This is a genomic window from Pseudarthrobacter sp. 902506025, from assembly GCF_040702325.1.
Classification (GTDB): domain Bacteria; phylum Actinomycetota; class Actinomycetes; order Actinomycetales; family Micrococcaceae; genus Arthrobacter.
The window spans coordinates 317,506-331,045 of the sequence record NZ_JBFBKW010000003.1; the positions used below are offsets into that span (position 1 = coordinate 317,506).

The 13,540-nt window shown below is 67.6% G+C and carries 11 protein-coding genes; 4 read left to right on the forward strand and 7 right to left on the reverse strand.

The annotated features are described in order from the left end of the window. Nucleotides 1-198: 198 nt before the first annotated feature. A complete protein-coding gene (locus tag AB0280_RS08665; RefSeq protein WP_366367096.1) occupies nt 199-2,295 on the reverse strand; it encodes an acyltransferase family protein in 2,097 nt (698 codons plus the stop codon). 123 nt (nt 2,296-2,418) lie between these two features. Here AB0280_RS08665 and AB0280_RS08670 point away from each other — a divergent pair, with 123 nt between their 5' ends. Further along, on the forward strand, nt 2,419-3,387 hold the full coding sequence (locus AB0280_RS08670) for a DUF389 domain-containing protein (protein WP_159631426.1): 969 nt from the start codon (nt 2,419-2,421) through the stop codon (nt 3,385-3,387). A gap of 10 nt (nt 3,388-3,397) precedes the next feature. On the opposite strand, the gene AB0280_RS08675 is transcribed toward AB0280_RS08670, so the two are convergent. After that, a complete protein-coding gene (locus tag AB0280_RS08675; RefSeq protein WP_366366887.1) occupies nt 3,398-4,921 on the reverse strand; it encodes an ATP-dependent DNA ligase in 1,524 nt (507 codons plus the stop codon). A 70-nt stretch (nt 4,922-4,991) separates the two neighbouring features. Here AB0280_RS08675 and AB0280_RS08680 point away from each other — a divergent pair, with 70 nt between their 5' ends. After that, on the forward strand, nt 4,992-5,594 hold the full coding sequence (locus AB0280_RS08680; protein WP_366366889.1) for a dihydrofolate reductase family protein: 603 nt from the start codon (nt 4,992-4,994) through the stop codon (nt 5,592-5,594). A 90-nt stretch (nt 5,595-5,684) separates the two neighbouring features. Here the strand turns inward: AB0280_RS08680 and groL are convergent, their stop codons facing one another. The 3 genes from groL to AB0280_RS08695 form a co-directional block, all read right to left on the reverse strand. Then, entirely contained in the window at nt 5,685-7,295 is a 1,611-nt protein-coding gene (groL, locus tag AB0280_RS08685; protein WP_159631423.1) for a chaperonin GroEL, read from the reverse strand. A 79-nt stretch (nt 7,296-7,374) separates the two neighbouring features. Then, complete coding sequence (gene groES / locus AB0280_RS08690) at nt 7,375-7,668, reverse strand: co-chaperone GroES (RefSeq protein ID WP_003805290.1); 294 nt, start codon at nt 7,666-7,668, stop codon at nt 7,375-7,377. Between the two features lie 255 nt (nt 7,669-7,923). Further along, entirely contained in the window at nt 7,924-8,304 is a 381-nt protein-coding gene (locus AB0280_RS08695) for a hypothetical protein (protein WP_366366891.1), read from the reverse strand. A 54-nt stretch (nt 8,305-8,358) separates the two neighbouring features. Here AB0280_RS08695 and AB0280_RS08700 point away from each other — a divergent pair, with 54 nt between their 5' ends. Continuing rightward, a complete protein-coding gene (locus AB0280_RS08700; protein WP_366366892.1) occupies nt 8,359-9,597 on the forward strand; it encodes a class I SAM-dependent methyltransferase in 1,239 nt (412 codons plus the stop codon). A gap of 6 nt (nt 9,598-9,603) precedes the next feature. On the opposite strand, the gene AB0280_RS08705 is transcribed toward AB0280_RS08700, so the two are convergent. Together AB0280_RS08705 and AB0280_RS08710 are read right to left on the reverse strand one after the other, a co-directional pair. Further along, the gene (locus AB0280_RS08705) at nt 9,604-10,422 is read right to left on the reverse strand and encodes a shikimate 5-dehydrogenase (protein ID WP_366366894.1); all 819 of its coding nucleotides are present in this window, start codon (nt 10,420-10,422) and stop codon (nt 9,604-9,606) included. A gap of 79 nt (nt 10,423-10,501) precedes the next feature. Further along, nucleotides 10,502-11,959 carry a glycoside hydrolase family 3 N-terminal domain-containing protein gene (locus AB0280_RS08710; protein WP_224027190.1) on the reverse strand — a complete coding sequence of 486 codons (1,458 nt, stop codon included), beginning with the start codon at nt 11,957-11,959 and terminating at the stop codon, nt 10,502-10,504. Between the two features lie 374 nt (nt 11,960-12,333). Here AB0280_RS08710 and AB0280_RS08715 point away from each other — a divergent pair, with 374 nt between their 5' ends. After that, entirely contained in the window at nt 12,334-13,485 is a 1,152-nt protein-coding gene (locus AB0280_RS08715; RefSeq protein WP_159631420.1) for a glutamate--cysteine ligase, read from the forward strand. Nucleotides 13,486-13,540: the final 55 nt, after the last annotated feature.

Consider the following 13,540-nt stretch of genomic DNA (forward strand, 5'->3'; position numbering starts at 1 on the left):
GAGTGCGCCTCTTACCTTGGTTGCTGGGTCACGGGTAGGGGTTGCAGCCGATGACCAGCCCGTAATTACGGAACTGGCCTGTGCAGACGATCCTGCGGGAGCACCGTGCAGGACGGCGTTCCGGGGGCAGAAAGTGTTGAGTAAATATTAGAACCTCGGCGCCAATCCCCCTATTCCAGGCCGGCAATGTGAGCAACCTTACGGCCCGGCAGGCGGAATGGTTAAGCTCCAGCCGGTGGCGGCCAGCAGCCGCTGCTCGAACATCGGGATCATGGTTTCCACATAGGTCCTGGTGAGGTGGTTGTCGTCCTTGTAGACGTACACGTTTCCCACCACGGCCGGGCAGACGCCCCGCGCGCAGATGAAATCGCTCATGTCCATCAGGTGCAGCCCCGGCAGTTTCCCGCGGTAGTTCTCCAGCGGTGACGGCTCCACCAGGGACTCCGCCAGGGACGGGTTGCAGGCAGGGGCGCTTGCACCGTTCCGCTGGGCACACTGGGGCATGTTGAAGGTGAACCGCGGGTTGTCCCGGATGCCCACGATTTCGATCCCGGCGTCCGCGAACGGCCGGACGCCATCGAGGTATCCCGGCACTTCGGTTTCGAACGGAGCGTCCTCGTGGGTCAGCGACGCCACCGTGAACACGGCGTCCGGCCGGTGTTCCAGGACATAGGCGGAGCTGGCCCTGTTATAGGCGTTGCATTCGGCGTTCCTGGTGTCCGATTCGGCGCCGAAGCGGCAGGCAGGCATCAGCAGCGTTACCAGTTCCCAGCCACGGGCCGCTGCCACCGGCGCCAGGGCGGCGAGGTACTGCTGGGCGTGGGAGTCGCCCAGGACCACGATGCGCCGGGTGGCCGGTTCCTCCGGCAGCTCCTGCCGGCAGCCCTCAAGGATCGGATCGCCGGTGGCGTTGGCTCCTGCGCAGGGCGAATCGATGCCGGCCCAATCGTTGTCCAGCGCTGTGGGTCCGGGAATGGTGCGCGCCCTTGGTGCGGGCGAGTTTTCGTTTTCCGGGGTGAGCGCCAGGGCACCTGGCGTCAGCTCCCGCGGTTGGGCCGCCGTCGCGCTTTCCTCTGCGGTGAGCGTCGTCTGCCAGACCGCGACAGGCCCCGCCAGGACGGCGCCGCAGGCGACGATGACGACGGCGGTCCGCCAGGCGCGCAGCTTGGGCCAGTGCCAGTCGCGCAACGGCTTTTCCACGAAGCGCGTGGTCAGCACGGCAAGCACGATGGAGGCCCCGACGATACCAAGACCCTGCTTGAGGTTCGGCGCTTCGACGCCTGTGGCGGCCAGCACCAGCACCAGGACGGGCCAGTGCCAGAGGTACAGGGCGTAGGAGTTGTCCCCCAGCGCGACGGCGGGCCGGCTGCTGAGGAGGCGGTCCACCCCGTACCGGCTGCCCGACTGGCCCGCGACGATGATCGCTGCTGCCGCAAGGGTTGGCCACAGGGCCACATAGCCGGGGAAGGAACGGTCAACGGTAAGGACCAGCCCGCAGGAAACCATGGCCGCCAGGCCGACCCAGCCCAACGCCACGCGCAGGACGCGGCCGGGCTTGAGGTACGGCAGCGCCAGTGCCAGCAGGGACCCCAGCGCAAACTCCCACAGGCGGGCCCGGGTATCGAAGTAGGCGTACGCCTGGTTGGTGGCGGTCTGGTCAATGGAGTAGGCCAAGGACACCGCAAATACCGTACCGAACACCAGCGCCAGCAGGCCCCGGTACGTCAGCCAATGCAGGCGGGGGACCCTGCGAAGCCCGGCCAGCACGACTGCCGTGGCGGAAAAGACCAGCGGCCACAGGATGAAGACCTGCCCCTGAATGGACAGGGACCAGAAGTGCTGCAGGGGGCTGGCACCGGCGTGGTCCTGCGCGTAATAGTCCACCGACAAATCAGCAAGGAGCCAGTTTTGGCTGTACAGCAGTGACGCCCAGGCCTCGTCGAGCACCTGCGGCCACCGGCCCTGCGGCAGGATCAGCCAGGTGCCGGCGAGAACTCCGAGAATCACCACGACGGCGGCTGGCAGCAGTCGCTTGAACAGGTGCAGCCAGTGCGCCAGGAGCCCGAAGGGTTTGCCTGATTCCGCCTTGCGGACGAAGGACAACGTAAGAAGGAAGGCCGAAACCAGCAGGAAGATGTCCACGCCACCGGACACGCGGCCCAGCCAGACGTGGTAGGTGACAACCATCAGGACGGCCAGGGCCCGCAGCCCCTGGACCTCCGGCCGGAAGGTGGGCTTCCGTTGGCGGGGCGCGGCGCCCGGGCCGGGTTCGGGTGCCTTCGGGGTTTCCGTTATCGACACTAGAACCTCTCACAACTCCCGCCAGCCAAAGCCCCCAGCCTAGCCAACGCGCTGTTCAACAGCCAATCACGCCGCCGGTTCAGACTATGCTGGCCCCAGTCGTGGAAGGGAGCGGGCGTGGTTGTCCAGCTGCGGATTTGTGTGCCCGGCGAGCTGTCCGACGTGACCCGGCAGACCTGCCGCGACCAGCGCGGAACGGCAGAGGTCGCTGTGGTCCGGGGCGCCTCCGTGGTGCCAGAGGGCGATGTTATTGAAGTCCTGATCGCCCGGGAGGCAGTGGAGGAACTGCTGGAGAAGCTGAATATCCTGAAGGTCCGTGATGTTGGCTCCATTTCCATGTCCACACCGGAATTTGTGCTGTCCAGGAATGCGGACCGGGCAGAGCGGGACGCCCCCGGGGATGGCGCCGACGCGGTGATCTGGGATGACGTCACCCGCCAATCCGGCGAAGACTCCCGGCTGACGTGGAACTTCCTCGCGTTCCTGGTGCTGGCCACGCAGCTCGCGGGGATCGGCATCGTGACCGATTCCCCCATCGCCATCGTGGGCGCCATGGCGGTGGGCCCTGAGTTCGGACCGCTGGCCGCGCTGGCGGTTTCGATCGCCACCCGGAAGTGGAGGCTTGGCCGCCGGGCTGCAGTCGCCCTGGCCGTGGGCTTCCCGGTTGCCATGCTGCTGGCGGCACTGACGGCGTGGCTGTCGATCCCGCTTGGCCTCTTCCCGCGGGATGCCCTGGACAAGGGATCCGCCGTCGAGTTCATCTACCATCCCGGCCCGTATTCGTTGATCGTGGCCCTCCTGGCCGGAATCGCCGGAATGCTTTCCATCATCGGCCGCCGGTCCGCAGCACTGATCGGCGTCTTCATCTCCGTGACAACCGTACCGGCGGCCGGATACGTGGCGGTGGCCTTGGTGCTGGGCGAATACCAAAAAGCGGCTGGCTCCGCCCTCCAACTGCTGCTCAACCTCGTGGGTATCGTGGTGGCTGCCCTCGCGGTACTGCTCTTCTACCGGGTGGTCGCACGGCGGCTGCCCGACGGGGTGGCACGCAGCCTGAAGCGCCAGCGGACCGGAACAGGCCGCTGACCGCTCGCCTCTAGGAGCGCAGCAGGGCGCGCAGGGCCTGGATGGTATCCGCTTCCGCCGGGGCCTTGTCGTCCCGGTAGCGCTTGACGCGAGCGAACCTCAAGGCGATCCCGCCCGGGTAGCGCGGCGACTGCTGCACGCCGTCGATGGCTATTTCGACGACCGTGACCGGTTCAACCCAAACAGTGCCTGCCGTGCGCCGCACCTCAAGCTCCTGGAACCGCTCCGTCTGCCAGCGCAGCAGTTCATCAGTGAGGCCTTTGAACGTCTTGCCCACCATCACGTAGCCGCCGGGTTCGCCGAACTCCCCGGTGGGGTCAAGGGCACCCAGGTGCAGGTTGGAGAGCATTCCCGTGCGGCGTCCGGAGCCCCATTCGCAGGCGAGCACCACCAGGTCATACGTGTGGACCGGTTTCACCTTCACCCAGTTGGATCCACGCCTCCCGGCGGCGTAGGTCGATTCGATCGCCTTCACCACCACGCCCTCGTGGCCCGCGGCGAGTGCATCCCGCGACACCCGTTCGGCAACGGCCGGATCCGCCGTGACCTCCCCGGGAATCCGGTGTGCCGGTGCAATGCGTTCCAGGACGTCGATGCGGGTGGACAGCGGTTCATCCAGCAGGTCACGTCCGTCAATGTGGAGCACATCGAAAAACCAGGGATGGAGCAGCGTTTCGCGGACTGCATCGGCGCCGAAGCGGGACATCGTTTCCTGGAAGGGCCGCGGGGCGCCGTCCTCATCCAGGGCGAGCGTTTCGCCGTCGAGGATCACGTCCTGCACGGGCAGCCCGCGGACCAGGTCAACCACCTCGGGCAGCCGGTGCGTCACCTCCGCGAGGTTCCGGGTGAAGATGCGTACCTCGCTGCCCGACCGGTGCACCTGGATGCGGGCGCCGTCGAGCTTGAATTCCACCGAGGCCTCCCCCGTCGCTTCCAGGGCGGCACCCGCGCTGCCGGCGGTGGCCGCGAGCATGGGCTGCACCGGGCGGCCCACCACCAGGCCGACGGCGTCAAGCTCGGCCGGGGTGCCGGTGAGCGCCAGGAGGGCGGTTCCTCCGAGGTCCCCGGAAAGCATTGCCGCGCGCCGTACCGCCTCGACGGACCTGTCTGCGGCGCGGGCAATGGCATCCGTCAGGACTCCTTCCAGGGCGCCGGTGCGCAGTTCCCCGAGCAGCACGCCGGCGATGAACGACTGCTCCGACGCGGTGGCCGCTCCCATCAGCGTCCCGAGGATGGAGGCCCGCCCCGCACCCGACCCGCTGCCCGCCGTTGCCAGGAGCCGGTCCAGCGCGGCATCAAAATCCGCCACGGTGAGGCTTGGCTCCGCGGCGGGTTCTTCCTTGGCCGCCGCCACGGCGCTCCAACCGACGCCAACCCGGCCCTGACGGGGCTTGGCACTGAGCAAACCCACCGCCGTCGGGATCTCAGCAGGTTCCAGCCGGCGCAGGAGGTGGGCCAAAGCATCCACTTTCGCGAGCCGGGACCGGGTCGATGCGACGGTTTTCGTGGTGTCCACGAGCTCAAGGAGCAGCATGGCACCATCCTGCCACGGGCCCCGGACAGGGACACTGGACAGAGCCCCGGCGCGGGTCCACAATGTGCGCGTGGGGATCATCGTGGCGAACCTGTTCATCACCCTCGACGGCGTGTACCAGGCGCCGGGCGGCCGTGAAGAAGACCCCGAAGGCGGATTCGCGTTCGGCGGCTGGCAGGCGCCGGTGTCCGACGACGAGGCCGGCGCGTCGATAGCGGACGAGATCGGCCGGATGGATGCACTCCTCCTCGGCCGGAAGACCTATGACATCTTTGCGTCCTACTGGCCGCATCAGTCCGGTGACATAGCCGATGCCCTGAACCGGGTCCCCAAGTTCGTTGTCTCCGGCACGCTGGCGGACCCGGACTGGGCCGGCACCACCGTCCTGCCGGATGCCGCGGCCGCCGGCGGCCTCCGGGACGGGTACGGGCAGCTGCACATGTTCGGCAGCGGGATGCTGATCCGTACCCTCCTGGCTGCCAATGTGCTGGACCGCCTCCACCTCTGGCTGTACCCGGTGGTCCTGGGCCAGGGCAAGCGCCTGTTCGATGAGGGAACGGTTCCCTCCACTTTCACGCTGGCCGAGCAGGCCCGCAGTTTTCCCAAGGGTGCGGTGTCGCTGGTGTACGAGCGTGCCGGAGAAGTTGAGACGCGGGAGATGGACGCCGGCTAAGCGCCCACCGCCCCAGAAGCAGCAACGCAAAAGGCTGGCCCGGCAGATGCCGGACCAGCCTTTTCAGCGGTAAGCCGCCAGGGCGCAGCGTTAGTGGCTGTGGCCTGCGTGCTCGTCCTCTTCGGCCGGCTTCTCCACGACCAGGGTCTCGGTGGTGAGAACCAGGGCGGCGATGGAGGCCGCGTTACGGAGGGCTGCACGGGTGACCTTGACGGGGTCGATGACGCCCGCGGCAATCAGGTCCTCGTACTCACCTGACTTGGCGTTGAAGCCGTTGTTGGTCTCAAGGTCGGCAACCTTGGAGGTGACAACGTAGCCATCGAAGCCGGCGTTCTGCGCGATCCAGCGCAGCGGCTGCACCAGTGCGCGGCGGACGATGCCCACGGCTGCGGCGGCGTCGCCTTCGAGGGCCTTGACGGAAGCGTCCTCATCCAGTGCCTTGAGGGCGTGGATCAGGGCGGAGCCGCCGCCGGCAACGATGCCTTCTTCGAGGGCAGCGCGGGTGGAGGACACAGCGTCCTCGATGCGGTGCTTCTTTTCCTTGAGCTCAACCTCGGTGGCAGCGCCGACCTTGATGACTCCGATGCCGCCGGCAAGCTTAGCCAGGCGTTCCTGGAGCTTTTCGCGGTCCCAGTCGGAATCGGTGCGGGTCAGCTCGGCGCGCAGCTGGGCAACGCGTGCAGCGACGTCCTCGGCAGAACCGGCGCCGTCCACGATGGTGGTGTTGTCCTTGGTGACCGTGATGCGACGGGCGGTACCCAGCACCTCCAGGCCCACGGAGTCCAGGCTGAGGCCCAGTTCCGGGGAGACGACCTGCGCACCGGTGAGGGTGGCGATGTCCTGCAGCATGGCCTTGCGGCGGTCGCCGAAGCCGGGAGCCTTGACGGCTACGACATTCAGGGTGCCGCGGATGCGGTTGACGATCAGCGTGGACAGGGCCTCGCCCTCAACGTCCTCGGCGATGATGAACAGCGGCTTGGAACTCTGCAGCGCCTTTTCGAGCAGCGGCAGGAATTCCTGGATCGAGGAGATCTTGCCCTGGTTGATCAGGATGAGTGCGTCCTCGAGGACTGCTTCCTGGCGCTCCGCGTCGGTGACGAAGTACGGGGACAGGTAGCCCTTGTCGAACTGCATGCCCTCGGTGAGGACCAGTTCGGTCTGGGTGGTGGAGGACTCTTCGATGGTGATGACACCATCCTTGCCCACCTTGCCGAAGGCCTCGGCGAGCAGTTCGCCGATTTCGTCGCTCTGCGCCGAGATGGCGGCAACGTTGGCTACCTGGGTGCCTTCGACCGGGCGGGCGTTCTCCAGCAGGCGGGCGGCCACGGCCTCAACCGCAACCTCGATGCCGCGCTTGATCTGGCCGGGGGCAGCGCCGGCTGCAACGTTGCGCAGGCCTTCCTTGACCAGCGCCTGTGCCAGGACCGTGGCGGTGGTGGTGCCGTCGCCGGCAACATCGTTGGTCTTGGTGGCTACTTCCTTGGCCAGCTGTGCGCCAAGGTTCTCGTAGGGGTCGTCCAGCTCGACTTCGCGGGCGATGGTGACGCCGTCGTTCGTGATGGTGGGGGCACCCCACTTCTTGTCCAGGACGACGTTGCGGCCGCGGGGGCCGAGCGTCACCTTGACGGTGTTCGCGAGCTTGTCGATGCCGGCCTCAAGGGACCGGCGGGCAGCGTCGTTAAACGCAAGCTGCTTTGCCATGGTTTTGTCCTTTCAAAGACAGAAACCCCGCGCTGCCGGCCAGCGTGAGCATGGCCGGCAGCACGGGGATCCGGAAGAGTTACTTGACGACGATTGCCAGGACGTCGCGGGCGGACAGCACGAGGTACTCGGTGCCGCCGGTCTTGACTTCGGTTCCGCCGTACTTGGAGTAGATGACGACGTCGCCAACGGCTACGTCAACGGGAACGCGGTTGCCATCTTCGAAGCGGCCGGGGCCTACTGCGACAACTTCGCCTTCCTGCGGCTTCTCCTGTGCGGAGTCCGGGATGACCAGGCCGGAAGCCGTGGTCTGCTCGGCTTCGAGCGGGCGGACAACAATACGATCCTCAAGAGGCTTAATAGAGACCGACACTCGGACCTCTCCTTTTCGTCAGCAAATTCGTGGACTGGAAAGCTTCCCGCCGTAGCTGGCAAACCGTCGTCGCGGTGCCGGCAGCAGCCTGGCTGGCAGCTCTTCATGTGTTAGCACCCTCCTAGGGAGAGTGCTAATGAAGACTCTATGTATGAGTTAGCACTCGGTCAAGGTGAGTGCCAACGTTTCGTCGTGGGCGTACAGCCCGGGGTGGACGACGGCGGGTGGCCGGGGACGCGAAAGGAAGCCCTGTCCCTACCGGCCCAGGTCGTCGAAGTCCACGTCCTCGCCGCCCTCCGTGTCGCCGCCGCCCTGCGTCCGTCCCCGGAAGAGCACCCAGCCGGACACCGCTGCGGCGAGCAGCGCAGCAACGAGGAAGAAGATGCTCCCGGCCCGCGCGCCGTCGTACAGCCCGCGGATGTCCCGGGCCTCCTGGGTGTTGTCCTGGACGTCGTTGCCGCCCACCGAGTAAACGGTGGCGTTGAACGTATCGAGCAGGAAGATGATCACCAGCAGCGCGATGCAGACCACGGCCACGACGGCGGCGGCGATCAGCACAGGACGGGCGAACCTGGCCGGATGGCGGTCCCCGGACTCGTGGTCGCCGGTCTCGCGGGGGGCTGCGCTCTCATCCATGGATTCAACACTATCCGCATCCCGGCCACGCGCTCCTCCACTAGGCTGGAACCCATGGCTCACGCTCCCCAGGACCAGATTGCACAGGACCAGATCGCACCATTGCTGACCCCCGAAGGCTGGGAGTTGCTGGCGTCCCTGGGCCCCTACCGGGACGAGGACTCGTTCGAGCTGAACTCCGCGCTCCGGAAAGCCGGACACCCCGCCGGGCTCGTGTCCGCCGTCCTGACGCAGTCACGGCTGCGCACCAAGGCAGAGGGGAAATTCGGGGAGTTCGCCCGGCAGATGCTGTTCACCCAGGCGGGCCTGGAGCAGGCCACGCGCCTCAACGTCGCCGCCCACCACGCCCAGCGGTTCGCTGCCGCGGGGATCAGCCGCGTGGCGGACCTGGGGTGCGGCCTCGGCGCCGATTCCCTGGCGCTGGCCTCCCTGGACATCAATGTCACCGCCGTCGAAATGGACGAAACCACGGCGGCGTGCGCCACGGTGAACCTCATCCCGTTCCCCAACGCCACAGTGGTGCATGCGGATGCGGAATCGCTTCCGCTGGACGGGGTGGATGGCGTCTGGCTGGACCCTGCCCGGCGGGTCACCTCCACTTCCGGCACCAAGCGGATCTGGGACCCCGAGGCATTCTCCCCGCCGTTGTCCTTCGTGGAATCACTGGCCGCCCGGGGCAAGGCAGTGGGCGTGAAGATGGGACCGGGCATGCCGCATGAATCCGTGCCCGCGGGCTGCGAGGCGCAGTGGGTCTCGGTGGCCGGTGACGTCACCGAGGTGACCCTGTGGTTCAACGCCGTGCGCCGGCCTGGAGTCCGCCGCGCCGCGTTGGTCCTGGGGCCGAAGGCTCCGGCGGAGCTGACCAGCCCGGAGGATTTCGGCGACGGCCCGTCAGCGCCGGTGGGACCGGTGGAGGGATACCTGTACGAACCCGACGGCGCCGTGATCCGCGCCGGACTGGTGGCGGACGTCGCACTGCAGCTCGGTGGCCACCTGGTGGACGAACACATTGCCTACATCTGCGCTCCCGAACTCCTGGCCACCCCGTTCGCCCGGGCCTACAAGGTCCTGCAGGTCATGCCCTACAACGTGAAGGCGCTCAAGGCCTGGGTGAAACAGGAGGGCATCACCGTGCTGGACATCAAGAAGCGCGGCACCGCCGTCACCCCCGAAGAGCTGCGGAAACAGCTGCTGCCCGGCGGAAAGAACGCCAGGAAGGGCGGCAAAACGGCCACCCTGGTCCTGACGCGCATCGGTGAGGACCGGGTGGCCATCGTGGTGGAACCCGCCTAGCTGCCCCTACTGGGCGCGCATGAACTCCTCGGCGGCCCGCACCTGGTCCGGGGTGGGCCGGACGCCCGTATAGAGGACAAACTGCTCCAGTGCCTGGATGGTGGCCACCTCAGCCCCCGTGATCACCGGCTTGCCGGCGGCACGGGCCGCCTTGATGAGGGGGGTTTCGGCGGGCAGCGCCACCACGTCGAACACCAGACGGGCCGCGTTGATGGCCTCCGCCGGGAAAGCCACAGTGTCCGCTTCCGCCCCGCCGGCCATCCCCAGCGGGGTGACGTTGATGATCAAGTCGGCCGTCCCGCCGTCGATCGCTGCCCGCCACCGGAAGCCGTACTGGTCCGCGAGCGCACGCCCCGCGGCCTCGTTCCGGGCCAGGACGGTGACGTCGGTTAATCCGGCGTTCCGGAGGGCGGCAACCGTGGCCTTGGCCATGCCCCCGGCGCCCTGCACCAGCACCGAATAGTCCGTGGGGACTGCATTGGTGGCGAGGAGTTGTTCGATGGCGGTGTAGTCGGTGTTGTACGCCTTGAGGTGCCCGTCCGTGTTCACGATGGTGTTCACCGAGTCGATGGCCTTGGCGGAGGGGTCCATCTCGTCCACCAGGGCGATGACGTCTTCCTTGTACGGCATGGAGATGGCACAGCCACGGATGCCCAGCCCGCGGACACCGGCAATGGCCTGTTCCAGGTTGGTGGGTGCGAAGGCCTTGTAGATCCAGTTCAGGTCCAGCTGCCCGTAAAGGTGGTTGTGGAACCGGGTCCCGTTGTTGCTGGGACGGGCCGAAAGCGAGATGCAGAGGGTCATGTCTTTATTCAGAATGGGCACCAGACCATTAAACGCGTTCCAGCCCAAGTGGGTAGCGCCAAGTGTCGTTTTGACGCCTCAAAACGACAGTTCGCGCTACTTAGTTGGGTCGGGGGCAGCCGGTTCCCGCGGGGAAAGGCCCGACGGCGGCGGGCAGCTTTCCCGGAGCGGGCGCCTTCCCTGCCAGCACGGCGGCCAGCGCGTCGAAGGCGGCGTCGGTCCGGCCATAGAGGGCCACCTTCACCGGTGCGCTGGACCCCTGGAGCGGCCACGGAGCGTCGAGGGACACGGCGATGTCCCCACCGGCCGGTTTTCCACCAAACCCGATGAGGTTGACCAGCGGGCCTGATCCCACGGTGAGCCCGGCGCGCGCTGCGGCGGCTTCGAAGCGCTCCCGGTCCCCCGGTCCCCCGCCGGCCACCCGCACGGAACCGGGCACCAGGGGTCCGCTGCAGGGACCGGAAACAACGGTAACGGCCGACGCCGAGACCTGGGCGGACAGGGCGGCCCCGCTTCCGGCCGGCGCACCTGAGCCCGCTGTTCCGGCAGGCGGGGTGGTCCGGGCATGCCAGATCATCATGGTGGCCACCCGCTGCGCTGCTTCATCCAGGCGTGCGGCGGGAAGGGTGCCGGCAGCCAGGGCCTGGACGATGGCGGCGTGCGCCTGCTCCACGTCCGTGGGCATCAGCAGCAGGTCGGCACCGGCGGCCAGTGCCTTCACTGCAGCCGCGCCGGCCGGGTACTGCTTGTCAACGGCGCCCATGTTGAGGGCGTCCGTCACGGCCACTCCCTTGAAGCCCAAACCCCTGAGCGCCGAGTAGCTGGGGGCAGAGAGCGACGCCGGGACGCCTGGTTCCAGCGCGGGTACGGCAATGTGCCCGGTCATGACCACGGGGAGGCCCGCTGCGACGGCAGCCTCGAAGGGTCTCCAGTCCCGGCCCCGGAGCACGTCGATGCCTGCCGGCTGGACGGGGAGGCTGAGGTGGGAATCCGCCGTCACCGAGCCGTGTCCGGGAAAGTGCTTGACGGTGGGGAGCACGCCGGCGTCCAGCATGCCCTGGGAGAAGGCGGTGCCCTGGGCCGCCGCCGCGGCCGGGTCGCCGGACATGGAACGCGCCCCGATGGTGGGGTCTGCAGGACCGACGGTCACATCCGTGTCCGGCGCGAAGTCGAGGTCGAAGCCCAGTGGCACCAACTCGCTTGCCAGGCCCTTGCCGGCCTTGCGCGTCAGGTCCAGGTTGCCGGCGGCCCCGTAACTCATGGGAGCGGGCCACTCGGTGAGGGGCGGCCCCAGGCGTGCCACCGCGCCGCCTTCCTGGTCCACGCTCATGATCCCGGGCCAGCGCCGTCCGTCGGCGGCCACAGCCTGCTGCAGCCGCTGGTTTACGGCGCCCATGGCGGCCACGTCCACCTTTCCCTGCGGGTCGCGTGGCACGTTGTCGCCCATGATGATGGATCCGGCCAGGTGGAGGCGCTGGATGAGCGCCGCATGGGCCTCTACCTGGCTGCCCTTGAAGAACGGGAGCAGGACCTGCCCGGCTTTCTGTTCCGGCGACATCGCCGCAACGGCCGCCAAGGCGGCGTCCTGGTCCCGCTGCTCCGGGCCCCACCCCAAAGGCCGGGAACCCGGGTCAGGCGACGGGGAAGCCGGAGGAGGCGCCGGCGTCGTACTTGCTGATGCGGTGGGGGACGCGTCGGCGGTCGGGGCGGAGGATGAGGGCGGTGCGGCGCTTGGGGCGGCTGAACAGGAGGCCAGCGCCATTGCGGACAGGGCCAGGAGGAGGGGGAAGGATTTGGCAGGACTGTGACGCAGGGGGAACGGTGCCATCAGTACGATGCTACCCCTGCACTAGACTTGAACCATCCGTTCGCCTGCCGGCTGCAGCCTGTGAGCGGCATCAGCCAGCGGCAAACCGGACAGTAAGGAAACGTGTGAAGATCGACTTCGCGTCATCGAGGCAATCCACCCTCGGTGTTGAGTGGGAGCTGGCACTGGTGGACGGGAAGACGGGCGAGCTCGCTTCCGTGGCCAACCAGGTGCTCCGCGGCGTGGCGTCCCGCCACCCCGAACTCAACGAAGACGACGAACATCCGCACATCAAGCAGGAACTGCTGCTCAATACGGTGGAACTGGTCACCGGGATCTGCGAAACGGCAGCCGAGGCCAAGGAGGACCTCAGCCGGTCCGTCGCGGCCGTCCGTGAAATCACCGATCCCATGAACGTGGAGCTGTTCTGCGCCGGCAGCCACCCGTTCAGCCCTCCGCAGCTGCAGCCGGTGACGGACAAGGCACGCTACGCCAAGCTCATTGACCGGACCCAATGGTGGGGCCGGCAGATGGTCATCTATGGCGTCCATGTCCACGTGGGGCTGGACCGCCGGGACAAAGCCCTCCCCGTCCTGGACGGCCTGGTCAACTACTTCCCGCACTTCCAGGCGCTTTCCGCGTCCAGCCCGTTTTGGGGCGGCGAGGACACCGGGTACGCCTCGCAGCGGGCCCTGATGTTCCAGCAGCTTCCTACCGCGGGGCTGCCCTTCCAGTTCAAGTCCTGGGAAGAATACGAGTCCTACGTCCAGGACATGTTCACCACGGGCGTCATCGACACCATCTCGGAAATCCGGTGGGACATCCGGCCGGTGCCCGCCCTGGGCACCATCGAGATGCGGATCTGTGACGGCCTGGCCACCCTGGAGGAAGTGGGGGCCATTGCGGCGCTCACCCAGTGCCTGGTGGACGAGTTCTCCACCACCCTGGACAACGGCGGCACCATCCCCACCATGCCGCCATGGCACGTCCAGGAGAACAAGTGGCGCGCCGCCCGGTACGGCCTGGACGCCATCATCATCCTCGACGCCGCGGGCAAGGAGCAGCTGGTCACCGACCACCTGCTGGAGACCCTGAACCGGCTTGAACCGGTTGCCGCCAAGCTGCGCTGCTCCGACGAGCTGGCCGACGTCGAGAAGATCATCCGCCGCGGCGCCGGATACCAGCGCCAGCGCCGGGTGGCTGCGGAGAACGGCGGAAACCTGCAGGCCGTGGTGCTGGACCTGGTCAAGCAGATGCGCAACGGCCCCACCGCCTGACAACCCCTTTACTTGCCCCATCAGATATGGCTCCTAAACCGGCGGTTTAGGAGCC

Coding starts and splice junctions, on each gene's coding strand:
- AB0280_RS08675 (WP_366366887.1), bottom strand. CDS start 4,921: ATGCTGCTCCTTGAGCTCGTGGACACCACGAAAACCGTCGCATCGACC.
- groL (WP_159631423.1), bottom strand. CDS start 7,295: ATGGCAAAGCAGCTTGCGTTTAACGACGCTGCCCGCCGGTCCCTTGAG.
- AB0280_RS08695 (WP_366366891.1), bottom strand. CDS start 8,304: ATGGATGAGAGCGCAGCCCCCCGCGAGACCGGCGACCACGAGTCCGGG.
- AB0280_RS08700 (WP_366366892.1), top strand. CDS start 8,359: ATGGCTCACGCTCCCCAGGACCAGATTGCACAGGACCAGATCGCACCA.
- AB0280_RS08710 (WP_224027190.1), bottom strand. CDS start 11,959: ATGTCGCCGGAACAGAAAGCCGGGCAGGTCCTGCTCCCGTTCTTCAAG.